Source organism: Streptomyces sp. NRRL F-5727, from assembly GCF_000719555.1.
Classification (GTDB): Bacteria; Actinomycetota; Actinomycetes; order Streptomycetales; family Streptomycetaceae; genus Streptomyces.
In genome coordinates this window covers 73,128-98,230 of sequence record NZ_JOGX01000012.1, presented here as the reverse complement: position 1 = coordinate 98,230, position 25,103 = coordinate 73,128, and the positions used below count along the sequence as shown (strand labels likewise).

The window sequence follows — 25,103 nt, the reverse complement described above, 5'->3', positions numbered from 1 at the left end:
GGAGGGGCAGACATGGCCGTATGGGACGACCTGGTCGGACAGGAGCGGGTCGAGGAGCAGCTCGCCGCCGCCGCGCGGGACGCCGACGCGCTGGTCACCGCCCAGGCCGCGGGCGAGCCCGGCCCCGAGGCGTCGAAGATGACGCACGCCTGGCTGTTCACCGGCCCGCCCGGCGCGGGCCGGGTCGACGCCGCCCGCGCCTTCGCCGCGGCCCTGCAGTGCGTGAGCCCGGACCGGGCGCTGGGCGGGGCGCCGGGCTGCGGCTTCTGCACCGGCTGCCACACGGTGCTGGTCGGCACCCACGCCGACGTGACGACGGTCTCCGCCGTCGGCACGGAGATCCTCGTCAAGGACATGCGGGACACCGTCCGCAAGTCCTTCACCTCGCCGGCCACCGGCCGCTGGCAGATCATCCTCGTCACCGACGCCGAGCGGCTCAACGAGAAGTCGGCCAACGCCGTGCTGAAGGCCGTCGAGGAGCCCGCCCCGCGCACGGTCTGGCTGCTCTGCGCCCCCTCGGTCGAGGACGTGCTGCCGACGATCCGCTCCCGCTGCCGCCACCTGACCCTGCGGACCCCGCCGGTCGCGGCCGTCGCCGACGTGCTGATCCGGCGGGACGGCATCGAGCCGGAGATCGCCCACGCGGCGGCCCGGGCCACCCAGGGGCACGTCGACCGGGCCCGGCGGCTCGCCACCGACGAGCGGGCCCGCGCCCGCCGCGCCGTCGTCCTGAAGCTGCCGCTGCGGGTGGCGGACATCGGCGGCTGCCTCAAGGCCGCGCAGGAGCTGGTGGACGCGGCGGCGGAGGACGCGAAGCAGGTCGCGGAGGAGATCGACGGCAAGGAGACCGAGGAGCTGAAGGCGGCGCTCGGCGCCGCGCAGGGCGGGCGGATGCCGCGCGGCACCGCCGGGATGATGAAGGAGCTGGAGGAGAAGCAGAAGCGGCGGGGCCGGCGGACCCAGCTCGACAGCCTGGACCTCGCGCTCACCGATCTCACCGGCTTCTACCGGGACGTCCTGACGCTCCAGCTCGGCACCGGCTCGGCGCTGGCCAACGAGGACGTGCGGGACGCGGTGGAGCGGATCGCCCGGGACACCACCGCGGAGCGGACCCTGCGCCGCGTGGAGGCCGTCCTCGCCTGCCGCGAGGCCCTGGAGCGGAACGTGGCGCCGCTGCTCGCGGTCGAGGCGATGACGATGGCCCTCCGCGGCTGAGACCTCGCGGGAACCGGCGATTGGACACGGTGCGTACCCGTCCGGATACGCTCCGGGAATGGACTCCAGGCGTCTCCTCCGTACCTCCGCCACGGCGCTCGCCGCCGCCGGGCTGATCCTCTCCGGCTGTACGGGAGGGAGCGACGCGGCCGCTCCGGCGGGTCCGGGGTCCGCCTCCGCGCGCCCGGCCGCCTCGCCGTCGCCGTCGCCCGAGGCGCTGAGGAAGTACTACGGCCAGCGGCTCGCCTGGCGGGACTGCGGCGTCGAGGGCTTCCAGTGCGCGACGCTCCGCGCCCCGCTCGACTACGCCCGCCCGGACGGACCGGAGATCAAGCTGGCCGTCTCCCGGGTGCGGGCGAGCGGCCCCGGGCAGCGGATCGGCTCCCTGCTGGTGAACCCGGGCGGGCCCGGCGGCTCGGCCGTCGACTACCTCCAGGGGTACGCGGGCATCGGCTACCCCGAGCCGGTGCGGGCCCGCTACGACATGGTGGCCGTCGACCCGCGCGGGGTCGGCCGCAGCGAGCCGGTCGACTGCCTGACGGGCCCGGAGATGGACACGTACACCCAGGTCGACCAGACGCCGGACGACCCGGCGGAGGTCGACGCGCTGGCGGCCTCGTTCCGGCGGTTCGCGGCGGGGTGCGAGAAGCGCAGCGGCGCGGTCCTGCCGCACGTCTCCACGGTGGAGACGGCCCGGGACATGGACGTCCTGCGGGCGGTGCTGGGCGACGAGCGGCTGTACTACGTCGGCGCCTCGTACGGCACCTTCCTCGGCGCCACCTACGCCGAGCTGTTCCCCGGGCGGGTCGGCCGGCTCGTCCTCGACGGGGCGATGGACCCGTCCCTCTCGGCGCTCGACCTCAACCGGGACCAGACGGCCGGCTTCGAGACCGCGTTCACGGCGTTCGCCGCCGACTGCGTCACCCGGCCCGACTGCCCCCTCGGCACCGGCTCGGTCGCGGCGGCCGGGAAGGCCCTGCGGGCCTTCTTCCGCGCCACGGACGCCGCGCCCGTCCCCACCGGCGAGGACCGCGAGCTCGGCGAGTCCCTGGCCACCACCGGCGTCATCGCCGCCATGTACGACGAGGGCGCCTGGCCGCAGCTGCGGGAGGCGCTGACCCGGGCGATCGGCGGCGAGGGCTCGGCGCTGCTGGCGCTGGCCGACAGCTACTACGAGCGGGAGCCGGACGGCTCGTACGCGAACCTGATGTTCGCCAACGCCGCCGTGAACTGTCTCGACCTGCCCGCCGCCTACCAGGACCCGGCGGCCGCCGAGCGGGCCGTCCCGTCCTTCGACAAGGCGTCCCCGGTCTTCGGCACGGGTCTCGCCTGGGCCGCCCTGAACTGCACCTACTGGCCCGCCCCGGCCACCGGCCGCCCGCACCGCATCACCGCCGAGGGCGCCGCCCCGATCCTGGTCGTCGGCACCACCCGCGACCCGGCCACCCCCTACAAGTGGGCCGAGTCCCTCGCGGACCAGCTCTCCTCCGGCACCCTCCTCACCTACGAGGGCGACGGCCACACGGCCTACGGCCGGGGCAGCGACTGCGTCGACACCGCGATCAACACCTACCTCCTGGAGGGCACCCCGCCCGCCGAGGGAAAGCGCTGCTCATGACCCCCGGACCGCCCCGCTCCGACCCTGGTCGGAGCACTCCCGGAAACTGTGTAGACTTGGCGACGCTGCTGCACCGACCATGGTGACGCGCAGCGCGCCGCCTTAGCTCAGTTGGCCAGAGCAACGCACTCGTAATGCGTAGGTCTCGGGTTCGAATCCCGAAGGCGGCTCACTTGGAACCCCAGGTCAGAACTACTCTGACCTGGGGTTTCGTGGTTCGAGGACTCGACGTGCAGGGGGCGGCGTGGGCGGGAGTGGGCTGGGCGCGACCGAGCGGACGCGGTTGCGGCGGATGCGGGAGAAGGGGTCGCACCGGCGGGAGGACCTGGACGCCGTGCTGGCGGCCGGGTGGCTGTGCCATCTCGGGGTGACCGTGGACGGGGTGCCGATGGTGGTGCCCACCGCGTACGGCGTCGAGGGCGACCGGCTGTACGTCCACGGGTCGGTGGCCAGCCGGAGTCTCGTCCAGGCGCCGGGGTCCACCGTCTGCGTGACGGTGACGCACGTGGACGGGCTGGTCCTCGCGCGGTCCGTGTTCGAGCACGGGGTGAACTACCGGTGCGCCATGGTCTACGGCGTGCCCGAGCTGGTGACCGACCCCGAGGAGAAGCTGCGGGGGCTGCGGGCGCTGACCGAGCAGAGCAGCCCGGGGCAGTGGGAGTACGTGCGCCGGCCCAGCCGGAAGGAGCTGGCGGCCACCTCGCTGCTCGCGCTCGACCTGACCGAGGCGTCGGTGAAGACGCGGAGCGGGCCGCCGGACGACGGGGACTCCGAGGACGCGGAGCTGGGCCTGTGGGCCGGGGTGCTGCCGGTCGTGACCACCTTCGGCACGCCCGTGCCGGATCCCGCGCTGCCGGCGGAGCTCGCCGCCGCCGTGCCCGGGCACATCGCCGGGCGGGCCGGCCGGCGGGCGGACGAGCGGGCCGGAGACGGCGTCTAGGACGAGATCGTCAGGCGGGACAGGTGGGGCGGGTCCGCCAGGACGTCGATCGAGGTGATCGGGCCGGCCGGGGCCGTGAAGCGGTAGACCGCGTCCGGCGCTGCGACCAGGCCCGGGGCGCCGTCCACCAGGACCGGGCGGGCCACCGCCGCGCGGGCCGCGAGGACGCGGGCGACCGCCGGGGCGCCGTGGGCGGGCCGGACTCCGCCGCGTACGGCCCCCGTGTCGGCCCGCAGCACCGCGTCCGGGTCGAGCAGGGCGCGGAGGGCCGCCGTGTCGCCCTCCCGGGCGGCTGCGAGGACCGCGTCGACGGCCGCCCGGAGCCGGGCCGGGTCGGGTGCGGGCATCTCCTCGGCGCCCCGGACCCGGGCCCTCGCGCGGGCGCCGATCTGGCGGACCGCCGCCGGGGCGCGGTCCAGGGCGAGGGCGAGATCCTCGTACGGGACGCCGAAGAGGTCGTGGAGGACGAGGACGAGCCGCTCCGCCGGGGTCAGGACGGGCGCGTCCGGCGCGTCCGACCAGGGATCCCACGGATCGGTGCGGCGGGCCTCGCGGGCCCGCAGCCGGCCCAGGCAGACCCGGGCCAGGACCGCCTCGGGCGGCGGTCCCGGGTCGGGGACGGGCCCGGGGCCCCGGCGGGCGCGGGGGCCGGGGCCGTACGAGGCGAGGAGGCCGTCGGTGGCCCGGACCGCCCGGTCCGCCTCCGGGGCGGAGCCGAGCAGGCCGTAGGCCATCGCCCGCAGCCGGGTCCGGGTGCGCGGATCGGTGTGCACGTCAGTCGCCGTGTCCGGTGCCTCCGCTGCCGAAGCCACCGCTGGAGATGCCGCCCCACTTGCGCTTCTCCTCGCTCGGGGGATCGGGCGAGGTCTCCGTGCCGGAGGTTCCGCTGTCCTTGAGCTGGTACGGCATGAGCCGGTGCTCGCCGTCGGTGTGCGGCATCTCGGCCGGACGGCGGTACTCCGACATCTCGCCCGGGATCGCACCGGTGTCCGGGCGGTGTGGTTGTTCGTCGGGCTGCGGTGGACGGGGCTCCCGCGTGCGGATGCGGTAGCCGAACCAGAAGGCCGCGATCAGGACGGCGACGAGGATCAGGCCGCCGAGCACTTGTCCCAGACCTGACTGCCAAACCCCAGCGGCCAGGATCTCTGCGCTGAGAGTGTTCATACCAAAAGGATTACCCGATTCCGCTTCTTCGGATGCCTCTCCTCGTCAGATTCTCCGGTCGCCGTCGGATTCTCCCGGCGGCGGTGAAACATTTCCCCGGCTCCGTCGCGTCGATGGGGTGTACGGCACGACAGCGAGAAGGGCGCTCGCACAGGGCGACCGCCCGTGACCACTCGCGACCGCCAGGGAGAGGAGGGGCATGAGAAGGTCCCGCGCGGACGAGTTCATGGAGTTCGCCTCGGCACGCACCGGCCAGCTGTTCCGCTCGGCCTGCCTGCTGACCAGCGGGGACGTCCACCTCGCCGAGGACCTCACGCAGGAGACGCTGGGGAAGATGTACGCGCTCTGGGGCCGGGTGTCCCGGATCGGCAACCCCGCCGCGTACGCCCAGACCGTCCTCGTCCGCACGTTCCTCAGCCACCAGCGCCGCCGCTCCGCGACCGAGCGCCCGCTGGGCGAACTGCCCGACCACACCCCGGACGACGGCACCGACCCGCTGCTGCGGATCGCCCTCCTCGACGCGCTCGCCGCGCTGCCCCCGAAGGACCGGGCGGTCGTGGTGCTCCGCTACTGGGAGGACCGCAGCGTCGAGGAGACCGCCGACGCCCTGCACACCAGCTCCGCGGCCGTCCGCACCCGCTGCACCCGCGCGCTCGGCAAACTGCGCCGGCGGCTCGGCGGCAGCATCGCCGAGTTCGCCACGCGCTAGCCGGCCACCGAGCCCCCTTCACCTTCTCGGGCGGGCCGTCCACCGACGCCCGAGACCCTTTACCTACCTCCGAAGCAGAGACGGTGATCTCGTCATGTCCCAGCACGACCACCACGACCCCGACGCCGGGTTCGCCGGCGAACTCGGCTCGGCCCTGCGCACCACCGGCGAGAGCTTCGCCCTCGACGGCCGGCCCGAGCTGGTCTCCGGCGGGCTCGCCCGGGGCCGCCGCAGGCTGCTCCGCCGCCGCCTCGCCGTCACCGGCGGAGCCCTCGCGCTCGCCGCCGTCGGCGTCGGCGGCGTGTACGCCGGCTCCGTCGTCACCCCCGCCGGACCCGCCGACAAGGCGGGCGTGGCCGCGGCCCCGAAGACCAGCGGCTCGCCGACCGCCGCGCCGAGCCCGGAGTCGAGCGGGGAAGCGGCCTCCGATTCGCTGAAGCCGGGCATGGCGGAGATCCCCCTCTCCGAGATCGCGGACGTCGTCAAGGCCAACACCCCCGCCGGGGAATGGCGGTTCAACGACCTCGGCGGCAAGGGCCAGGGCATCAGCGGCGTGTACGACGACGGCAAGGGCGAGGCCGGCGTCAGCGTCTTCCTCTCCCGCGCCGGCCGCTCCCCGGAAGCGGGCGTCGACATGGTGACCTGCCCCGACCAGGTGTACGTCCCCCACGACGACTGCGACACCGGGAAGCTTCCCGACGGCTCCCGGTGGATGGTCTTCCAGGGGTACGAGTACCCCGACAAGCGCGAGGAGACCAAGAACTGGCGGGCCGTGCTGCTCACCGCGGACGGCTTCCTGATCGACGCGAGCGAGTACAACGCGCCCGCCGAGAAGGGCGCCGCGATCAGCCGCGAGAACCCGCCCTTCACCGCCGCCCAGCTCAGGGCGCTCGTCACCGCCGACGCGTGGCGGCCGCTGTTCGAGCAGATCCCGCCGCTGCCCACCGCGCCCGCCCAGCCCGGCAAGGTGCGCCAGGCGCCGCCGCAGATCGTCGGCAACGGCGTGACCAACACGCTGCGTTCGCTGATGCCGAAGGGGCTCACGGTCGTCGGCAAGGGCGGCGAGGGCGAGTTCGGCTACGTGGTCGTCGACGACGGCAAGGGCAGGAGCCTCGTCCAGATCAACGTCCAGTACGGGATGGGCGACGTCGCCGGGGACCTCTTCGGCTCCGGCGACGTCACCACCCTGCCCGACGGCCGCAAGGTGAAGCTCACCCGGCAGCCCGGCGAGAAGGGCGGCGCGGGGGTCGTCTGGTGGACCGCCGACACCATGACGAAGGACGGCTTCCGGGTCGTCGTCGGCGCCTTCAACACCGGCTCCCAGCACGAGGCGGCCACCCGGGCCGAGCCCGCGCTCACCATGGAGCAGCTGAAGGCGATCGCGCTCGACCCGAAGTGGGCCAAGGTGCCCGCGAAGTAGGCCGGACGGTGTGACGGGGGGCGGGGGAACGGGGGCGACGGGGGAACGGGGAACGGCGGGACCGGCGGTACGCGGGCGCTACTTGGCGTCCGCGTACCGCTCCACCGTCGCCGTCGTGAAGGGGAAGCGGACCGGGGTCGCCCCGAAGGCGATCCGGCCCGCCTCGTCGCCGGCCGCCCGGATCGCCTCCGTCACCGCCGCGGCCTCCTCCGCCGGGCAGTGCACGATCACCTCGTCGTGCTGGAAGAAGACCAGCTCGGCCCGCATCCCGGCGTCCGACAGGCTCCGGCGCAGCGCCGCCAGCATCAGCAGCGCCCAGTCGGCGGCGCTGCCCTGGACGACGAAGTTACGGGTGAACCTGCCGCGCGCCCGGGCGTTCCCGGAGGCGTAGCCGGGGGTGAACCCGTCCTCCGCGACGGGCTGTTCGGGTCCCTCCTGGGGGAGGCCCGCCTCGCCGTCGTCGCCCGCGCCGACCGCTCGCGGGCTGGTCCGGCCGAGCCAGGTGCGGACGAGCCGGCCCTCCTCGCCGGCCTTCGCCGCCTCGTCCACATAGGCGACCGCGCGGGGGAAGCGGCGGCGCAGCGCCGCCAGGTTCTTCAGGCCGTCGCCGCTGGTCTGGCCGTAGATCGCGCCCAGCAGGGCGATCTTGGCGTGGTCGCGGTCGCCGGAGAAGGCCCGGTCGGACAGGCGGGTGTAGAGGTCGTCGGGGTGCCCGGCGACCTCCATCAGACCCGGGTCGCGGGAGATCGCGGCGAGCACCCGCGGCTCCATCTGGTCGGCGTCGGCCACCACCAGCCGCCAGCCTTCGTCGGCGACGACCGCCCGCCGGATCACCTTGGGGATCTGGAGCGCCCCGCCGCCGTTGGTCGTCCAGCGGCCGCTGACCGTGCCGCCCGGCAGGTACTCCGGCCGGAACCGGCCGTCCCGCACCCAGTCCGCCAGCCAGGACCAGCCGTGCGCGGTCCAGATCCGGTACAGCTTCTTGTAGGCGATCAGCGGCTCCACCGCCGGGTGGTCGATCTCCGCCAGCTCCCAGCGGCGGGTGGACCGCAGCCGGATGCCGGCCTGCGCGAACGCCTTCACCACGTCGGCGGGGAGATCGGGCCGGACCCGGCGGCCGAAGGCGGCCGACACCTCGTCCGCGAGCTCGGCCAGCCGGCGCGGCTCGCCGCCGCCCGCGTACCGCTCGCCCAGCAGCTCGTGCAGCAGCTCCCGGTGCACGTCGGCCCGCCAGGGCAGCCCGGACCGGTGCATCTCGGCGGCCACCAGCATCCCGGCCGACTCGGCGGCCGTGAGCAGCCGCATCCGGCCCGGGTGCTCCGCCCGGTCGTGGCGGCGCTGCTGCTCCGCGTAGACGGCGAGGAGGCCCTCGAAGGGGACGGAGGCGACGGGTCTCGGCTCGAAGAGGGAGTCCTGGGAGCCGGGCTCGGCGGTGCGCTGCGGCGGGTCGGGCGGGACCGGGGCGTTATGCAGCCGGGCCCACGCGGCGGCGGCGGAGCGGGGCTCGCCGAGCCGGCCCTCGTGGCCGAGGAGCAGCTGCTCGGCGTCCTCGATGTCGTAGCACCGCTCGACGCGGACGCCGGCCGCGAGCAGCCTCGGGTACACCTCGGCCGTCGACCGCCACACCCAGCGCGCCACCTCCGGCCGGGCGCGGACGGCGGCCGCCAGGTCCGGCTCGCGGCGCGGCTCCGCGGCGGGCGTGCCGTCCGGCCCGAGGGGGGCGAGGACCGCGCCCTCCCCCTCCGGCTCCGGGGCCAGCGCCCACCTCTCGCTCATGGGTGCGAGTCTGGCATCCGCCACTGACAGCGACGGATCGCGACATCCCGGACGGCCCGTGCGGTCTACGCCGCGGCGAGGTGGCCGTGGGGTCTACGCCGCCGCGAGGTCTACGCGGCGGCGAGGTCTACGCGGCGGCGAGGTCTACGCGGCGGCGAGGTCTACGCGGCCGCGTGGAAGAGGGCCGCCGCCTCGCCGCGGGAGGCGACGCCGAGGTTGCCAGTGGGTGGGGGGGCGGTGGCCCGGCTCCGACCCCGGCCACCGCCCTGTTCCACGATGGACGGTCAGCGCGTGAGGCGCCACGCGGGGACCGCCGACGCGGCGACGGCGACCACCGCGCAGACCCCCGCCGCCGCGCCCGTCTGCGCCCAGGGGACCGCCAGCGCGACCGGCGCGGAGAGCGCGGCGAGCCCCGCGCCGAGGGCTCCGAGGACCGCGGCGGTCACGGCGAGCCCGAGCGCCGTGCCGATGGCGACCGCGAGGACCGCCTCGCCCGTCACCGCCCGCAGGGCCTGCGCGCGGGTGGCGCCGGCCAGCCGGAGCGAGGCCAGTTCGCCGCCGCGTACCGACGTGGCCATGAGCAGGGTGCTCGCCAGTGCGATCACCGTGTAGAGGAGGACCAGGACGAGGATCAGGCGGAGCCCCGTCCGGGCCGCCTCGTTGACGGGCGCCGCCGCGGCGGAGGTGCCGGCCGCCGGCAGGGGCCGGTCCGACTCCAGCCGGTCGAGCACGGAGCCGGGCGCCTGGGCGCGGGTGACGTACGGCCCGTTGTCGCCGGTGCCGCGGGCCAGCACCGCCGCCACCCGGAGCCGTACCGGACCGCTGCCGTCGGCCCGCCACACCTCCACCTGCTCGCCGACCTTCCGCTTCTCGAACTCCTCGTTGACGACGATCGACCGGTCGTCGAGGTCCCGCAGGTCGCCGGCGACGACGGGGAGCCGGGCGAGGGCGGCGAAGGAGGCCGGGTCGGCGACCGCGCGGGCCTGGTACTTCACGAGCGCCTCGGCCCCGTCCCGTACGAAGAGGGAGGTCGGCCCGGAGGCGGCGACGACGGCGCCCCCCTCCACCGTCCCGGGGAGTTCCACCGTCCGTCCCTCGACGACGTACGGCGCCGCCGTCCGGTCCCGCGCCTCCGTCTCCTTCGCCAGCGTCACGCTCTCCGACGCCCCGAACAGCGTCCCCGCCAGCGCCACGGTCACCAGGACCGGCGCGGCGACGGCGGCGGTCCGGCGGACGGCCGCCGCGCCGTTCTCCCGGACGAGGAGCCCGACGGCCCCGCCGCGCGGGACCGGCAGGAGCCGGGCCACGGGCCGCACCAGCAGCGGGGCGAGCAGCGCCGCGCCGCCCGTCAGGAGCATCGGCAGGGTCGTGTACGTCTTCCGCTTGAGCAGCGCCTCCGGCTCGGTGGCGTACGTCCACACCAGCAGCCCGAGCCCGGCCAGGAGCAGCCCGCCGCCGAGCAGCGCCCGGCCCGGCGGCAGCACGTCCCGGTCGACGTCGGCCTCGCGCAGCGCGTCGGTCGGGCCGGTCCGTCCGGCGCGGTGGGCGGCGGCGGCCGCGCCGGCGAGGGCGACGCAGAGGCCCGTCCAGAAGCCCAGGTGGTACGGCCATCCGGCGCTCCCGGCGGCGGCGGACGCGAACCAGTCGGGCGCCAGGCCCCGGGCCACCAGGGCCCGTGCCATCGGCGGCGCGGCGAGCGCGCCGAGCGCACAGCCCGTCGCGGACGCGGTCACGCCCAGCACCGCCGCCTCGGCGAGCAGCAGCCGGCGCACCTGGCCCGGGGTGGCCCCGGCGGTGCGGAGCAGTCCGAACTCGCGGCGGCGCAGCGCCACGGAGAAGGCGAAGACGGAGGCGACGACGAAGACCGAGACGAAGGCGGCGACGCCGCCGGCGGTGCCGAGGAGGGCGTTGAGGCCGGTGAGTTCGTGCCCGTCGCGTTCGTGACCGGGGTCGGCGCGGCGGCGGTCGTCGCCGGTGAGCACCTGCGCCCGGTCGCCGACGACGGCCCGGACCTGGTCGGCGGGGGCGTCGAGCCCGACGGCGTCGGGGGCGGTGGCGGTGGCGGTGGCGCCGACCGGGTGCCCGGGTTCGGTCTCGGTCTCGGTCGCGGTCTCGGTCGCGGTCGCGGTCTCGGTCTCGGTCTCGGTCAGGGTCCACCGGGCGCGGAGTTCGCGCAGCAGGTCTGTGTCCACAGGCTGTGGACGGTCGAGCGGCTTGGAGACGAGGGCGGTTCCGGGGCCCCGCCGCACCTCCACGGTGAGCCGGTCCTGGCCGAGGACGACGACGGGGGAGGAGGCGAACCGTTCGGGGGCGTGGGCCGGCGGGTCCAGGGCGGCGGCGAGGCCGAGCCCGGTCGCCGTGAGCAGCCCGACGCCGAGCGCCAGCGCGAGGAACCCGCCCAGGAAGGAGGCCCAGCGGGCCCGCAGCCCGCCCCGTACGACGCTCAGCATGCCGACCCCGCCGTCTCCGCCGCCCCCACGCGCGCGCCCGCGCCCGTGCCGCCTTCGTCCGCCCCCACGGCAGCCGCCCCCACGGCAGCCGCCCCCACGGCCGCCGCCCCCGCCGGCCGCAGCGCCGCCAGCGTCGCGGCCACCGTGTCCGCCGTCGGGGCGACGAGCTCGCCCGCGAGGCGGCCGTCGACCAGGAAGACGACCCGGTCCGCGCGGGCCGCGGCGAGCGGGTCGTGGGTCACCATGACGAGCGTCCGGCCCTCCTCGTCCACCAGGGACCGGAGCATGTCCATCACCTCCGCGCCGGTCGTGGAGTCGAGCGCGCCGGTCGGCTCGTCCCCGAAGAGGACGGCGGGCCGGGCGATCAGCGCCCGGGCGATGGCGACCCGCTGGCACTGGCCGCCGGAGAGCTCGGCGGGCCGGTGCCGCTCGCGGCCCGCGAGCCCGACCCGGGCGAGCGCCGCCCGGACCTCGCCGCGCGCCGGGCGGCGGCCGGCGAGCCGGAGCGGAAGGGCCACGTTCTGCGCGGCCGTCAGCGTCGGCAGCAGGTTGAAGGACTGGAAGACGAAGCCGATCCGATCCCGCCGCAGCAGCGTCAGCCGCCGCTCGCTCAGCCCCTCCAGGGCCGTGCCCGCGACCTCGACGCGGCCCGCGTCCGGGCGGTCGAGCCCGGCGGCGCAGCGCAGCAGGGTGGACTTGCCGGAGCCGGAGGGGCCCATGACGGCCGTGAACGTCCCGGCGGCGACGTCGAGGTCGACGCCGTCGAGGGCCCGTACGTCCCCGTGCCGCCGGACGAGGCCCCGGAGCCGCACGGCGGCGGCGGGGGCGGAGGGAGGAAGGCTGCTGGTCATGGCTCCAGCGAACCGTTCCGGCACCCCCCGGGTCACGCCGTCTGCCGGGCGTCCCGGGGGTAGGGCCAGGCATACCCCGACCGGGGGCAGGGCGTACCCCGCTGGGCCGGGCGTACCCCGCCCGGGCGCCGGGCGTCTCCCGCCGCCCTGAGACCATCGGAGGAGGAGAGTCGGCGCGGGGTACGGAGAGGGCACGGGAAGCATGCGGGACGAGGCACGGGAGTCCACCGTCGAACGGGCGCTGCGGGAGTCGCTGCACGCCCGCGACGACCGCTCCCTCGACACGGCCGCGTCCCTGCTCGCCGCCGACCCGGCCGCCGACGCCGGTCTCGCGCGGCGCGGCGAGGAGTTCGTACGGACCCTGTGGGAGCGCGGCTGGCAGCCCGCCGACCTGGCGCGGACGGTCCGCCGCGAGCTGGCGGAGGAGCATCTGCGGCTGCTCGCCGGGCTGGTGCGGGCCGAGACGGCCCGGTACGCGACCCTGCCCCGGCGCTGGCGCGGACAGCTCGACGCGCTGGACGCGGCGGCCGGCGCGGACGGGCCCGCCGACCGCTTCTCGTACGCGACGGCCGTCCTGGAGCTGTACCGGCTGCTGGTCCGGCTGCCCCGGCTCGACGCGGTGGGGCCCGTACCGGGCGAGACCCTGCCGCCCGCGGCCGTCGGGGAGCCGCGGATGCTCACCCGGATCCGGGCGCTGCTCGCCAAGGCGGAGGCCACCGGCTACCCGGAGGAGGCCGAGGCGCTGACCGCGAAGGCGCAGGAGCTGATGGCCCGGCACAGCCTCGACGAGGCGGGCCTCGCGGCGGGCGCCCCGTCGGCGCAGACGCCCGGCGCGATCCGGATCGGCGTGGAACCCCCGTACGAGCAGGCGAAGGCGATCCTGCTCGACGCCGTGGCGACCGCGAACCACTGCCGGGCCGTGTGGAACGAGACGTACGGCTTCTCGACGGTCGTCGGCTTCGAGGCCGACCTCGACCCGGTCGAGCTGCTGTACACCTCGCTGCTCGTGCAGGGCACGGCGGCGATGACCCGCGCGGAGGCGGAGCAGCGGAAGGGCGGCCGCAAGCGCACCAAGTCCTTCCGGCAGTCCTTCCTGCTCGCGTACGCGAACCGGCTGGGCGCCCGCCTGGAGGCGACCTCCCGGCGGGTCGCCGCCGAGGCGCCGACCCTCCTGCCGGTCCTCGCCTCCCGCGAGGTAGCGGTGTCCGCCCGCACGGACGAGCTCTTCCCGGAGACGCGGGCCACCCGGGTCCGCGCGATGTGGGACGAGGACGGCTGGAACCACGGCGCCACCGCCGCCGAGTCCGCCGCCCTCACCCCGGACCGTGCCCGCCTGGACCGCCGCGGGTAGCCAGGGCGGAACCCGGGCGAATCGCCGTATCCGCCGCGGCTAGCCAGGGCGGAACCCGGCCGTATCGCCGTAGCCACGTCGTGGGGCAGCGCCGTACCCCGGGCTGAACCGTGGGGTGAAATGTCGGGTTACGGGGAGATCGTCGCTACGCTCGGATCATGAGCTGGCTCCGGGCGCTGAGGGAGACCGCCCGCTCCGGCCTCAGCGTCGAGCGGCGGCGGCTCGCCCCCGCCATCGCCGCCCGCGGCGCCCTCGGGCTCGCCCTCGTCATCGGTTTCTCGCTGGCGCTCTTCGGGCCCGCCGTCGCCGCCTCCTCCGCGTTCGGCGCCTTCCAGGCCGCCATCGCCACCTTCCAGCGGTCCTGGCGGCCCCGGCCCACCCTCGCGCTCGCCTCCGGCGGCAGCCTCGCCGTCTCCACCTTCCTGGGCTATCTGACCGGGGCCCACACGCTCCTCTTCCTCGCCCTCCTGCTGCTGTGGACCTTCCTCTCCGGGCTCGCCTGGGCGGCCGGGCCCACGGCCGGCCTCATCGCCTCCTCCAACGTGGCGATCATGCTGGTCACGGTCACCCTGCCGACCTCCGTCGCGACCGCCGCGGGCCACGCCGTCATGATCTTCGCGGGCGGGGTCGTCCAGGCCGCGCTGATCGTGCTGCTCCCCGTCCGGCCGTGGGGCGCGCAGCGCGACGCCCTCGCCGACGCGCTCGCCGCCGAGGCGGACTACGCCCGCCGGCTGCGCCACGACCCGGTCGCCCCCTTCGACCCGGTGCCGCTGATGACCGCCCGCAGCGCCGCCGCCGTCACCCCCCGGCAGGCCCGGCGCCGCCCCGCCGAACTGCACGGGCCCCGGCGGCTCGCCGAGCGGATCCGGCCGGTGCTCGCCTCGCTCGCGGACCCGGCCGTCGGCGCCCCCGCCGAGGGCCCGCAGCGCGACCGCGTCCGCGAACTGCTGGCCGCGGCCGGGGAGGTCCTCGACGCCGCCGCGCACGCCATCCGGCACGGCGAGCCGGTGCGGCTGCCACCGGCCGCCGTCGCCGCGCTCCGCACCCCCGACACCGGCACGATCCTCGACGACCGCTCCCACCGCGCCGCCCTCCGCCTGGCCGCCCTCCTCGGCGACGTCGTGGAGACGGCGGAACCCCGGACGGAGACCGGCACGAAGGCGAGCGCGGGCGCGGGTACGGCGAGCGCGGACGCGAGTACGGCGAGCGCGACGACGACGGCGGCGACCACGGCGAACGGCACCCCGCCCGCCCGTACCCGCCCCACCCTCCTCCGGCTCGCCCCGCTCGCCCTCGCCGCCATGCGGGCCGAGGTGCGGCCGGGGTCGCCGATCCTGCGGCACGCCCTCCGCGTCTCGGCCGTCACCGCCGCCGGCTATCTCCTCGGCCTGGTGCTGCCCCTCGGCCACGGGTACTGGGCGCCGATGGCGTCCGTGATGGTGATGCGCCCGGACTTCTCGCAGACGTACGCCCGCTCGGTGGCCCGCTTCGGCGGCACCCTCGTCGGCGTCGCGCTCGCCACCGCCGTCGTGCGGACGGCGCACCCGGGGACGTACCTCTCCGCCGGCCTCGCCGTCCTCTCCGCCTTCGGCATGTACCTGCTGATGCGGACGGGGTACGCCGTCAGCCAGGTCTGCGTCGCCGCGTACGTCGTCTTCCTCCTCGGAATGGAGGGTTCCGGGGTGACCCAGACCGTACGGGACCGGGTCACCCTCACCCTCCTCGGCGGCCTCCTCGCGATGCTCGGCTACGCCCTCTACCCCGCCTGGGAGACGCCCCGGCTGCGCGGCCGGCTCGCCGACTGGCTGGCCGCCTCGGGGCGGTACGCGGCGGCCGTCGCCGCCCGGTACGCCGCCCCCGCCGGGCCCGGCAGCCCCGATGTGCGCGAGGCCCTGCTCGCCGCCCGCGCCGCCCGCGTGGCCTGGCAGGACGCGCTGGGCCGGGCCGTCCACGAACCGGTGCGGCACCGGGGGCTGTCGCACGCGGCGGCCGAGGACGCGGGGCACGCGATCGCCGAGTTCGGGCGGGCCGCCATGCTCCTGGAGGCCCACCTCCCCGACCGCGGCGCCCCGCCGGTGCCCGCCGCCGCCGGCCTCGCCGAGGCGCTGCGCGAGGCGACCGAGCGGGGCGCCAAGGCGGTCCGCGAGCGCAGGGCGCCCGCCTGGGACGACCTCCGCGAGACCGTCGCCGGATGGGACACGGAGGTCGGCGACCCGCTGCTGCGGAAGGCGGCGCGGCTGCTCCTGGCCGCCCTGGACGAGCTCTCGGCCGCCCTCGCCACCGGCTGACCGCCACCCCCGCCCCACGCGAGAATCTTCCGCCGCGCTGTCATCCGGAGCCGGTGCGGGGAGAGTTGAGAAGGGTGGAAGACCGTCCGGAACCAGGAGCGAACCCATGAAGAAGTACCTGCTCGCGGCGGGCGCCCCCCCGACGGCGGGGGGGGGCGGCCCCCCCCCCCCCCCCCCCGCCCCCCCCCCCCCCCGCCGCACCCGCCCGCGACACCACCTCCACCTCCACCTCCACCTCCGCCTCGGCGTCCGTCGCCGCCGCCCCTGCCGCCGCATGGCGCACCGTCCGCTCCGGCGAGCGCGTCGACGCCGGCGGCGGCTACACCCTCTGGCTCACCCGCCAGGGCAAGCACTGGACCGGCCCGGACGGCTTCGAACAGTTCCGCAGCGTCGTCGACGGCAACCTCGACCTCACCCGGCCCGCCCTGAGCCACCAGGGCGAGGGCACCTTCCACTCGGGCGTCTACGGCGGCCCGGAACTCCCCGGACGGGTCGAGGTGACCGACGCCGAGGGCCGGGTCACCCGCGCCACCCTGCTCCAGCTGCCCGGCCGGCCCGGCTGGGGCGTCTGGTACGCCCACACCGCCCCGTCCGACCACGACGTCTCCGTCGCCTTCCACGCCGCCGACGGCCGGCTCCTGGTCGAGCTGCCCGGCAGCTACGCCTGACGGGCCGTCTCCCACCCGCGGCGGGGCCCGGCACGGGGCGGGCCCCGCCGCACCACCTCCCGATCGCGAGGTCCGCCACCGTGACCCACCCACCGGCTCCCGAGGCCGGCACCGACGCCGACTTCGCCGACTTCGCCGTCGCCGCCTGGCCCCGGCTCGTCCGCACGGCCCGGCTGCTCACCGGCGACTTCCACGAGGCCGAGGACCTGGTGCAGACGACCCTCGCCAAGGTGTACGGCCGCTGGCACAAGGTCCCGCGCGCCGAGATCGACCTCTATGTGCGCCGCGCCCTCGTCAACAACAACCTCAGCCGCCTGCGCCGCCGCCGGGTCGCCCACCTGCTCGTCCCGGTGCTGCCGGAGCCCGCCCGGCACCGGGACGCGGGTCACGCCGCGAACGTCGAGGAACGGACCGTGCTCTTCGAGGCGTTGGCCGATCTCAGCGTCCGCCAGCGCACCGTGATGGTCCTGCGGTACTGGGACGACCTGACCGAGCAGGAGATCGCCGACGTCCTCCAGTGCTCGCTCGGCACGGTGAAGACCCACGCCCGGCGCGGCCTCGCCGCCCTGCGCGCCCACCCCCGGCTCGCCTCCGCCGCTCCGCCCCTGCCGGGCCCGCCCCTCCGCACCCCCTACGGAGCCCGCCCATGACCCCCGCACCCGACGCCGGGCCCGACGCCGCCGAGGCGTGGGACGACCTGCTCCGCGCCGAGTTCGCCCGCGCCGCCGACGACGTGACCCCGGGTCCCGCGCCCGTCGAGGCGGTCGTCCGCGAGGGCCGCGCCCGCCGCCGGCGGCGTACCGTCGCCCTCTCCTTCCTGGCCGTCCTCGGCGTCTCGGCCGCCGTCGCCGCCGGTACGGCCCTGACCCGCGACCCGCACCCCGCCGCCGGCTACGCCGCCCCGCCGGTCCCGGCCACCGCCACCGCCCCCGCCACCAGCGCCCCCGCCACGAACGGCCCCGACCCGTCCGCCCCCGACCCGCCCGCCTCCGACGCCCCTGCCGTGCCCTCCGTGCCCCGGACCTCCGCCACCGGCGCGCAGGTCCCGAGCCCCGTGCGGACCGTGGCGGCGGGGGAGCGGGTCGCCGCCGCGCCGGGGTGGACGGTGTGGCTCACGGACCGGGGCAAGCACTGGAAGGGCGGGGTCGACGGCCTCGAACAGTTCCGCAGCGTCACCGACGGCAACATCGACCTCACCCGACCCGCCGTCAGCCACCAGAGCGAGGGCACCTTCCACTCCGGCCTCTACTACGGGACGCGCGACGCGGGCCGGGTCGAGCTCGTGGACGCCCGGGGCCGGACCACCCCCGCGACCCTCCTCACCCTGCCGGGCAGCCCCGGCTGGGGCGTCTGGTACGCCGTCGCCCCCGACGAGACCGCGGCGGGAGTCCGCCTCCACGACCGGGCGGGCCGCCTCCTGTCGGAGCTGCCCGCGGTCTGACCTGCGTACCCGCCCCGCAGGGAACCCCCGCCCCCGTGAGCCCGTCCACCCGGATGGGAAGATCGCGGGGGCGGCCGTCCACGCGCGCCCGTCGCTCCGGAGACGTCACACGCTGAGTCGCGTAGTGGCTACACCACGCCTCGTGCACGTGCATCTGCTCATGCATCCGCATATGAACGCAGCTATGATCCGGGGAAGTTGACACCTGTACCAAGCAACTCGGGGAGCTACCAGTGCACCACGCGCACCACGCGTACAACGGCATGGCGGCCACGGAGCTGCGGGGCGTCGTCTGGCAGAAGAGCAGGCACAGCAACTCCCAGGGCTCCTGCGTCGAGTTCGCCAAACTGCCGGGGGGAAACGTTGCCGTGCGCAACTCCCGCCACCCGGACGGGCCCGCCCTCGTCTACACGCCGGCCGAGATCGAGGCGCTGCTGCTGGGTGTCAAGGACGGGGAGTTCGACCACCTGGTCTGACCCACCCGGCCCAGGAACGGCGAGAGGCCCCGGCGGTGACCGCCGGGGCCTTCTCTGCGTACGTACAGGAGGCGCGGGCGGGCGCTACTCCTCCGGGCCGACCCGGAACAGCGCCCACACCACCTTGCCCTGGAGCCGCCCGGCCAGCGGGTGCCAGCCCCAGCTGTCGCTGAACGACTCCACCAGGAACAGGCCCCGGCCCGACTCGGCGGCGAAGTCCTCCTCGCCGCCGCGCGGCTCCGGGCTCTCCTGGCTGGGGTCGCGCACCGCGCACACCAGCCGGGACGCCCAGCGCATCAGGTGCAGCCGCACCGGCGGACCCTGCGCCTCGTCGGGGCCGCCGCCGTCCGGCGCGGCGTGCCGCAGCGCGTTGGTGACCAGCTCCGAGACCACCAGGGCCACGTCGTCGAAGCGGTCGGCCAGGTTCCACTCGTCGAGCGTCGCGCTGGTGAACTTCCGGGCCCCGCGCACGGCTTCGTACCGGGCGGGCAGGGCGCAGGAGGCGGAGGTGGAGACGGCGCCGGGATCGATCGGCGGGAGACCCTGCCGTAAAGGCTCGAGCACGGTCGATCCATTCGTCCCCATGCGAGGCACTCCCGGGAATCGCGGTGGTGGTGCGACAACGGTGCGAACAGTGCGAAACATTGCGACAACACGACAACGCGAACGAGTACGCGGCTGCGCGGGGTCCATGCTTCCGAATGCGCCCACGGGATGCAAGGGCAGATGCACGTGCACGCGGCCGCCGGATGCCGGACCTGTCCGACCCTGTGGCGAATCTGTGGAAATCTTCTTGACGCGGAGGGACGCGGAGGTCTCCGGATCCCGTCCGGATCTCACCCCTCCGCCTCCCCTTGCGTAACCAGATGTGTACGCGCTGAAGCGTTTGGTGGCAGAATCCGGGGCTCGACGGGGGCTCGTCACCGTGAAGGGAAGGCTGGAGCCGTGACCGCAGGCGAAATGAACGGAGCGGGCGGGAGCGTCGTCCGGCGCATCCTTCTGGGCTCCCAGCTGAGGCGCCTGCGCGAATCGAGGGGCATCACCCGCGAGGCCGCCGGCTACTCGATTCGCGCCTCCGAATCCAAGATCAGCCGCATGGAGTTGGGAAGGGTGAGCTTCAAGGCCCGGGACATAGAGGATCTGCTCACTCTCTACGGCGTCACCGAGGAGACCGAGCGCGGTGCGCTCCTGGGCCTCGCCCGCGAGGCCAACCTCGCCGGCTGGTGGCACAGCTTCGGCGACGTCCTGCCGGGCTGGTTCCAGACGTACATCGGCCTGGAGGCCGCCGCCTCCCTCATCCGCGTCTACGAAGTCCAGTTCGTGCACGGCCTGTTGCAGACGGAGGAGTACGCCCACGCCGTCGTCTCCCGGGGCATGCCCGGCGCCTCCCAGGCCGAGATCGACCGCCGCGTCGCGCTCCGCGTCGAGCGCCAGAAGGTCCTCGTCTCCGAGCGCGCCCCGCACTTCCACGTCGTCCTCGACGAGGCCGCCCTCCGCCGTCCGTACGGCGACCGGGCCGTCATGCGCGGGCAGTTGAAGCACCTCATCGAGGTCTCCGAGCACCCCGGGGTGACCCTCCAGGTGATGCCGTTCAGCTTCGGCGGTCACGCCGGCGAGAGCGGCTCCTTCACCATGCTCAGCTTCCCCGAGTCCGACCTCTCCGACGTCGTCTACCTGGAGCAGCTCACCGGCGCCCTCTACCTCGACAAGCGGGAGGAGGTCGCCCAGTACGCCGCCGTGATGGAGAAGCTCGCGAAGGACAGTCCGGATCCGGCCGAAAGCCGTGATCTTCTCCGTGGACTCCTCCAACTCTCCTGAGACATCAGTACGATGACGGCGCATCAGTAGCCCCGGCGACCGGGCGCCCGCGCGCTCCCGGCCGACCGGCAGCCGGCAGAGGGGTCCTCACGTCCATGTCGCACTTCACCGACCTGGCCCACCAGTTCATCGACGGCGAGTGGAAGCCGGGCAGCGGCTCCTGGGACATCATCGACTTCAACCCGTACACCGGGGAGAAGCTGGCCTCGATCACGGTGGCCACCGCCGAGGAGGTCGACCGCGCCTACCGGGCCGCCGAGCGCGCCCAGGCCGCGTGGGCCGACACCAACCCCTACACCCGGCGGCTGGTCTTCGAGCGCGCCCTGCGGATCGTCGAGGACCGCGAGGACGAGATCGCCGAGACGATCGTCGCCGAGCTCGGCGGCACCCGCCTCAAGGCCGCCTTCGAGCTCCACCTCGCCAAGGAGTTCCTGCGCGAGGCGATCCAGCTGGCGCTGCGCCCCGAGGGCCGCATCCTGCCGTCCCCGGTCGACGGCAAGGAGAACCGCGTCTACCGCCTCCCGGTCGGCGTCGTCGGCGTCATCTCCCCCTTCAACTTCCCCTTCCTCCTCTCGATCAAGTCGGTCGCCCCGGCGCTCGCCCTGGGCAACGCGGTCGTCCTCAAGCCGCACCAGAACACCCCGGTCTGCGGCGGCACCCTGGTCGCGAAGATCCTGGAGGACGCGGGCCTCCCCGCCGGCCTGCTCAACGTCGTCGTCACCGACATCGCCGAGATCGGCGACGCGCTGCTGACCCACCCGGTCCCGAAGGTCATCTCCTTCACCGGCTCCGACAAGGTCGGCCGCCACGTCGCCACCGTCTGCGCCGAGAACTTCAAGCACGCCGTCCTCGAACTCGGCGGCAACAGCGCCCTGATCGTCCTCGAGGACGCCGACCTGGACTACGCGGTCGACGCCGCCGTCTTCAGCCGCTTCGTCCACCAGGGCCAGGTCTGCATGGCCGCCAACCGCATCCTGGTCGACCGCCGCCTGGAGGCGGAGTTCACCGAGAAGTTCGTGGCCAAGGTGAAGACCCTGCGGGTCGGCGACCCGGCCGACCCCGGCACCCACATCGGCCCGCTCATCAACTCCCAGCAGGCCGAGTCGGTCTCCGGCGTCGTCGACCAGGCCGTGGCGGCCGGCGCCACCGCCCTGCTGCACGGCACGGTCGAGGGCAACCTCGTCTCCCCGTCCGTGCTCACCGGCGTCCCGGCCGACGCGCCCGTCCTCGGCCAGGAGATCTTCGGCCCGGTGGCCCTGATCATCCCCTTCGACGGCGAGGACGAGGCCGTACGGATCGCCAACGACACCCCGTACGGGCTCAGCGGCGCCGTCCACACCGCCGACGTCGAGCGGGGCGTCCGGGTGGCCAAGCGGATCCACACCGGCATGATCCACATCAACGACGGCACCGTGCACGACGAGCCGATCGTCCCCTTCGGCGGCGAGAAGCACTCGGGCATCGGTCGGCTCAACGGCGACGCGATGGTGGACGCGTTCACCACCCAGAAGTGGATCTCCATCCAGCACGGGCGGAGCCGGTTCCCCTTCTAGGACCAGATCTGTCCTAGTTCTTTCGTAACGTGGGTTCTGCCCGGGAAGCACACGGGCGGAACCCGTACGGAAGGCGGACATCATGGTGGCTCTTGTTCCCGCGGAGGCCCCCGGCGACGAGCGCGGCGCGTTCCTCAACTTCGTGGAGGCCCAGCGCGCGGCGCTCCGCCGCGCGCTCCTCGGCCTCACCGAGGAGCAGGCGGCGAGCCGGCCCAGCGCGAGCGAGCTCAGCCTCTCCGGCCTGGTCAAGCACGTGGCCGAGGTGGAGCTGAACTGGCTGCGGCTCGCGCAGGAGAGGGAGAACGAGAAGCAGCGCAGCCAGGAGACCTGGGGCGAGGCGTTCCGGCTCGTCGACGGCGAGACGATCCCCGAGGTCCTCGCCTTCTGGGACGGCGTGGCCAAGGAGACCGAGGAGTTCGTGCGTACGGTCCCCAGCCTGGACGACACCTTCCCGCTGCCGCCGGCGCCCTGGTTCCCGGCGGACGGGCGGGTCACGGTCCGCTGGATGCTGCTGCACCTCGTCCAGGAGATGGGGCGGCACGCCGGGCACGCGGACGTGATCCGCGAATCCCTCGACGGCAAGGGTTCCTTCGAGCTGATCGCCCTGGAGCGCGAGAAGTAGCGGAAATCCTCCCCCGGGTGGGAACCCGGAGGCGGTGAGCGGTGTACCAGGAGCAGACGGTTCACCGCGAACCGCCCGACGGACAGGGGGAAGTCCGATGCGCGTTCCCGTTTCCCGGGCGCCGGCTCCGCTCCGCGCGCTCGTGGCACTGCTGCTCGCCTGGCTGCTGGCCGCCTGCACGGGAGGCCCGGCGCCCGGGCGGAGCAGTGAACGGCCCGCCGGCGACGGGGTGTTCGGCGCGCCGCCGAGGATCGCGGACGGCGCCGGGCTGCCCGGCTGGGCGTCCGGTCTCGGCTTCGCCGCCGACGGCAGCGGCTTCACGCTCCTCGCGGAGTGCGTGAGCGACCCGGCGCGGCCGGCGAACGGCTTCTGCCGCCAGCGGGTCGCGGTGCTCGACCCGGGCGCGGAGCGCTGGGAGCAGCGCGCCTCGCCCCTGCCCGAACTGCGTGGTACGGAAGGGGTGTCGGCGCAGCTGTGGGTGCTGGGGCCGGGGCGCGCGCTGATCGAGGACGGCGGCGGGGAGAAGCCGCTGCGGGACTGGTTCACCGCCGACGGCGGGCGGAGCTGGCGGCGCGTCGATCCGCGCCCGGCCGGCCGGACCCCGGAGATACCCGTGGGCGCGGTGCTCACCGCCGAGTGCGTGGACCGGGCCGCCCCGGTGGAGGAGTGTCCCCGGGAGCGGCTGACGGTGATCTCGCCCCGGGACGGGCGGCGGCGGGAGCTGGTGGCGCAGCCGCCGCTGGGCGCGCACCCCCGGCCGGCGGCGGTCGCGGAGCCGGACGGCTCCTGGTGGGTGTCGGGGGTGGTGCCGGGGACCGAGCGGTCGGCGGTCGCCGTCTCCCGGGACCGGGGCCGCAGCTGGTCGGTGAGCCGGCTGCCGAGCCCGGTTCCGGCGGGCACCCCGGCCTGGCACACGTCGGTGGTGGTGGGTCCGGACGCCGTGTACGCGGCGGAGCTGGGCGAGCTGGAGGGCGGCGAGCCGGTGAAGAACCCGCTGCGGGCCCTGCACCGCTCCCTCGACGGCGGCAGGACCTGGCAGCGGATGTGGACGACGGGCCCGGTGAAGGAGCCGCGCTCGCTGGAGGGGCTTCCGGTGCCGGGCCCGGGCGGCCGGATCGAGCTCGCCGCCCAGTGGTCCGGCTACCGCAGCCTGGACGGCGGCCGGACCTTCCGGGAGCTGGACGACGGCTCCGCGTACGTCCGCCGTACCGGCGTCGGACTCCTGCGGGAGGGCTCGCGCTGCCGGTACGAGGTGACGCGGGACGGCGTCCGCTGGTCGGAGTTCCTGCTGGCCTGCGGGGAGGAGGACGGCCTCTAGTGGTGGAAGGAGGTCGCGGCGTCCTTGTCGTGGGTGAGGGGGTGGGGCTGGCTGCGGAGTTCGGGGAGCAGCCGGTGCAGGTCCTCGACGAGGAGGCTCGCGAGGTCGGCGGAGAAGCCGTTGCGGCAGACGATCCGCAGGACGGACAGGTCCTCGCGGTGGGCGGGGAAGGTGTAGGCGGGGACGAGCCAGCCGCGTTCGCGGAGCCGGCGGGAGACGTCGAAGACGTCGTAGGCGGTGACGTCCTCGGCGGTGGTGAAGGCGAAGACGGGCAGCTGGTCGCCGTGGGTGAGGAGGCGGAAGTCGCCCATGGCGTCGATGCGTTCGGCGAGGCCGCGGGCGACGTCCCGGCTGGTCTGCTGGACGGCCCGGTAGCCCTCCCGGCCGAGCCGGAGGAAGGTGTAGTACTGGGCGACGACCTGGGCGCCGGGGCGGGAGAAGTTGAGGGCGAAGGTCGGCATGTCGCCGCCGAGGTAGTTGACCCGGAAGACCAGCTCCTCGGGGAGTTCCTCGGCGCTCCGCCAGAGGGCCCAGCCGACGCCCGGGTAGACGAGCCCGTACTTGTGGCCGGAGGTGTTGATGGAGGAGACGCGGGGGAGGCGGAAGTCCCACTCCAGGTCCTGGTCGAGGAAGGGGGCGACCATGGCGCCGGAGGCGCCGTCGACGTGGACCGGGATGTCGAGGCCGGTGCGGGCCTGGAGCTCGTCGAGGGCGGCGCAGATCTCGGCGACGGGCTCGTAGGAGCCGTCGAAGGTGGAGCCGAGGACGGCGACGACGCCGATGGTGTTCTCGTCGCACAGGGCGGCGGCGGAGGCGGCGTCGAGGTGGTAGCGGTCGCCCTCCATGGGGACGAGCCGCGGCTCGACCTCCCAGAAGGTGCAGAACTTCTCCCAGCAGACCTGCACGTTGACGCCCATCACCAGGTTGGGGCGGGCGGTGGCCGGGTAGCGGTCGGCGTTCCGCTTGGCCCAGCGGCGCTTGAGGGCCATGCCGGCGAGCATGCACGCCTCGCTGGAGCCGGTGGTGGAGCAGCCGACGGCGGCGGTCGGGTCGGGGGCGTGCCAGAGGTCGGCGAGCATGGCGACGCAGCGGCGCTCGAGTTCGGCGGTGCGCGGGTACTCGTCCTTGTCGATCATGTTCTTGTCGCGGCACTCGCCCATGAGGACACCGGCCTGGGGCTCCATCCAGGTGGTGACGAAGGTGGCGAGGTTGAGCCGGGAGTTCCCGTCCAGCATCAGCTCGTCGTGGACGAGCTGGTAGGCGCTGGAGGGGGCCAGCGGTCCGTCCGGCAGCCGGTGGTGGGGCGGCGCCTCCGTCATTCCGCCGACGGGGTCGGCCTCGCCGTAGAAGGGGTTCAGGGCGAGCCGGCGGAAGGGGGCGGAGTCGGTGTCGTCGGATCCCTTGTGCAGGGCCATCGGGAGCTCC

Annotated in this window: 22 protein-coding genes and 1 tRNA gene; 16 read left to right on the top strand and 7 right to left on the bottom strand. The window is 75.3% G+C overall.

The window, feature by feature from the left end; genetic code table 11:
• Positions 1-12: 12 nt before the first annotated feature.
• The 4 genes from IF73_RS0112060 (at position 13) to IF73_RS0112045 (ending at position 3,773) form a co-directional block, all read left to right on the top strand.
• Positions 13-1,215 (top strand): DNA polymerase III subunit delta', encoded by a 1,203-nt coding sequence (locus IF73_RS0112060; protein WP_031006530.1) that lies wholly within the window; start codon positions 13-15, stop codon positions 1,213-1,215.
• A 58-nt stretch (positions 1,216-1,273) separates the two neighbouring features.
• Positions 1,274-2,833 carry an alpha/beta hydrolase gene (locus IF73_RS0112055; RefSeq protein WP_031006528.1) on the top strand — a complete coding sequence of 520 codons (1,560 nt, stop codon included), beginning with the start codon at positions 1,274-1,276 and terminating at the stop codon, positions 2,831-2,833.
• Positions 2,834-2,929: 96 nt separating this feature from the next.
• A tRNA-Thr gene (locus IF73_RS0112050) sits at positions 2,930-3,003 on the top strand.
• 122 nt (positions 3,004-3,125) lie between these two features.
• Positions 3,126-3,773, top strand: coding sequence for a pyridoxamine 5'-phosphate oxidase family protein (locus IF73_RS0112045; RefSeq protein ID WP_051716691.1), 648 nt, complete (start codon positions 3,126-3,128; stop codon positions 3,771-3,773).
• On the opposite strand, the gene IF73_RS0112040 is transcribed toward IF73_RS0112045, so the two are convergent.
• Positions 3,770-4,546 carry a sigma factor-like helix-turn-helix DNA-binding protein gene (locus IF73_RS0112040; RefSeq protein WP_031006524.1) on the bottom strand — a complete coding sequence of 259 codons (777 nt, stop codon included), beginning with the start codon at positions 4,544-4,546 and terminating at the stop codon, positions 3,770-3,772. The genes IF73_RS0112045 and IF73_RS0112040 overlap by 4 nt on opposite strands.
• Position 4,547: 1 nt before the next feature.
• Positions 4,548-4,937 (bottom strand): DUF6479 family protein, encoded by a 390-nt coding sequence (locus IF73_RS0112035; protein WP_031006523.1) that lies wholly within the window; start codon positions 4,935-4,937, stop codon positions 4,548-4,550.
• 199 nt (positions 4,938-5,136) lie between these two features.
• On the opposite strand from IF73_RS0112035, the gene IF73_RS0112030 reads away from it, so the two are divergent.
• Both IF73_RS0112030 and IF73_RS0112025 read left to right on the top strand, forming a co-directional pair.
• Positions 5,137-5,646, top strand: coding sequence for a SigE family RNA polymerase sigma factor (locus IF73_RS0112030; RefSeq protein ID WP_031006522.1), 510 nt, complete (start codon positions 5,137-5,139; stop codon positions 5,644-5,646).
• Positions 5,647-5,740: 94 nt separating this feature from the next.
• Positions 5,741-7,066: a hypothetical protein gene (locus tag IF73_RS0112025; protein ID WP_031006521.1), complete on the top strand. Its 1,326-nt coding sequence runs from the start codon at positions 5,741-5,743 to the stop codon at positions 7,064-7,066.
• A 78-nt stretch (positions 7,067-7,144) separates the two neighbouring features.
• Here IF73_RS0112025 and IF73_RS0112020 read toward each other — a convergent pair whose 3' ends face one another.
• The 3 genes from IF73_RS0112020 to IF73_RS0112010 all read right to left on the bottom strand — a co-directional run bounded on the left by IF73_RS0112020 (position 7,145) and on the right by IF73_RS0112010 (position 12,143).
• A complete protein-coding gene (locus IF73_RS0112020) occupies positions 7,145-8,842 on the bottom strand; it encodes a bifunctional 3'-5' exonuclease/DNA polymerase (protein ID WP_031006520.1) in 1,698 nt (565 codons plus the stop codon).
• 284 nt (positions 8,843-9,126) lie between these two features.
• Positions 9,127-11,292, bottom strand: coding sequence for an FtsX-like permease family protein (locus tag IF73_RS0112015; RefSeq protein WP_031006518.1), 2,166 nt, complete (start codon positions 11,290-11,292; stop codon positions 9,127-9,129).
• Positions 11,286-12,143 carry an ABC transporter ATP-binding protein gene (locus IF73_RS0112010; protein ID WP_078868028.1) on the bottom strand — a complete coding sequence of 286 codons (858 nt, stop codon included), beginning with the start codon at positions 12,141-12,143 and terminating at the stop codon, positions 11,286-11,288. Before IF73_RS0112010 ends, IF73_RS0112015 begins: the two co-directional genes overlap by 7 nt.
• A gap of 202 nt (positions 12,144-12,345) precedes the next feature.
• Here IF73_RS0112010 and IF73_RS0112005 point away from each other — a divergent pair, with 202 nt between their 5' ends.
• The 6 genes from IF73_RS0112005 (at position 12,346) to IF73_RS0111980 (ending at position 18,367) form a co-directional block, all read left to right on the top strand.
• Positions 12,346-13,494 carry a DUF2786 domain-containing protein gene (locus IF73_RS0112005; protein ID WP_031006513.1) on the top strand — a complete coding sequence of 383 codons (1,149 nt, stop codon included), beginning with the start codon at positions 12,346-12,348 and terminating at the stop codon, positions 13,492-13,494.
• A gap of 158 nt (positions 13,495-13,652) precedes the next feature.
• Positions 13,653-15,782, top strand: coding sequence for an FUSC family protein (locus IF73_RS0112000; RefSeq protein ID WP_031006511.1), 2,130 nt, complete (start codon positions 13,653-13,655; stop codon positions 15,780-15,782).
• A gap of 497 nt (positions 15,783-16,279) precedes the next feature.
• Positions 16,280-16,450 carry a hypothetical protein gene (locus tag IF73_RS40970; protein WP_158821989.1) on the top strand — a complete coding sequence of 57 codons (171 nt, stop codon included), beginning with the start codon at positions 16,280-16,282 and terminating at the stop codon, positions 16,448-16,450.
• 80 nt (positions 16,451-16,530) lie between these two features.
• A complete protein-coding gene (locus IF73_RS40965) occupies positions 16,531-17,100 on the top strand; it encodes a SigE family RNA polymerase sigma factor (protein ID WP_031006506.1) in 570 nt (189 codons plus the stop codon).
• A complete protein-coding gene (locus IF73_RS40960; protein ID WP_031006504.1) occupies positions 17,097-17,891 on the top strand; it encodes a hypothetical protein in 795 nt (264 codons plus the stop codon). Before IF73_RS40965 ends, IF73_RS40960 begins: the two co-directional genes overlap by 4 nt.
• 263 nt (positions 17,892-18,154) lie before the next feature.
• Entirely contained in the window at positions 18,155-18,367 is a 213-nt protein-coding gene (locus IF73_RS0111980) for a DUF397 domain-containing protein (protein WP_030219358.1), read from the top strand.
• Between the two features lie 84 nt (positions 18,368-18,451).
• Here the strand turns inward: IF73_RS0111980 and IF73_RS0111975 are convergent, their stop codons facing one another.
• Positions 18,452-18,952 carry an ATP-binding protein gene (locus tag IF73_RS0111975; protein ID WP_031006503.1) on the bottom strand — a complete coding sequence of 167 codons (501 nt, stop codon included), beginning with the start codon at positions 18,950-18,952 and terminating at the stop codon, positions 18,452-18,454.
• Between the two features lie 375 nt (positions 18,953-19,327).
• Here IF73_RS0111975 and IF73_RS0111970 point away from each other — a divergent pair, with 375 nt between their 5' ends.
• From IF73_RS0111970 to IF73_RS0111955, 4 genes are all read left to right on the top strand, one after another.
• Positions 19,328-20,185 (top strand): helix-turn-helix domain-containing protein, encoded by an 858-nt coding sequence (locus IF73_RS0111970; protein ID WP_051716690.1) that lies wholly within the window; start codon positions 19,328-19,330, stop codon positions 20,183-20,185.
• Positions 20,186-20,280: 95 nt separating this feature from the next.
• Positions 20,281-21,738 carry an aldehyde dehydrogenase family protein gene (locus IF73_RS0111965; RefSeq protein ID WP_031006499.1) on the top strand — a complete coding sequence of 486 codons (1,458 nt, stop codon included), beginning with the start codon at positions 20,281-20,283 and terminating at the stop codon, positions 21,736-21,738.
• 82 nt (positions 21,739-21,820) lie between these two features.
• Positions 21,821-22,360, top strand: coding sequence for a DinB family protein (locus IF73_RS0111960; RefSeq protein ID WP_031006497.1), 540 nt, complete (start codon positions 21,821-21,823; stop codon positions 22,358-22,360).
• Positions 22,361-22,457: 97 nt separating this feature from the next.
• Complete coding sequence (locus tag IF73_RS0111955; RefSeq protein WP_234338212.1) at positions 22,458-23,678, top strand: WD40/YVTN/BNR-like repeat-containing protein; 1,221 nt, start codon at positions 22,458-22,460, stop codon at positions 23,676-23,678.
• Here the strand turns inward: IF73_RS0111955 and IF73_RS0111950 are convergent.
• Positions 23,675-25,093, bottom strand: coding sequence for a glutamate decarboxylase (locus tag IF73_RS0111950; protein ID WP_031006493.1), 1,419 nt, complete (start codon positions 25,091-25,093; stop codon positions 23,675-23,677). The two genes, IF73_RS0111955 and IF73_RS0111950, sit on opposite strands and share 4 nt — an antisense overlap.
• Positions 25,094-25,103 lie beyond the last annotated feature (10 nt).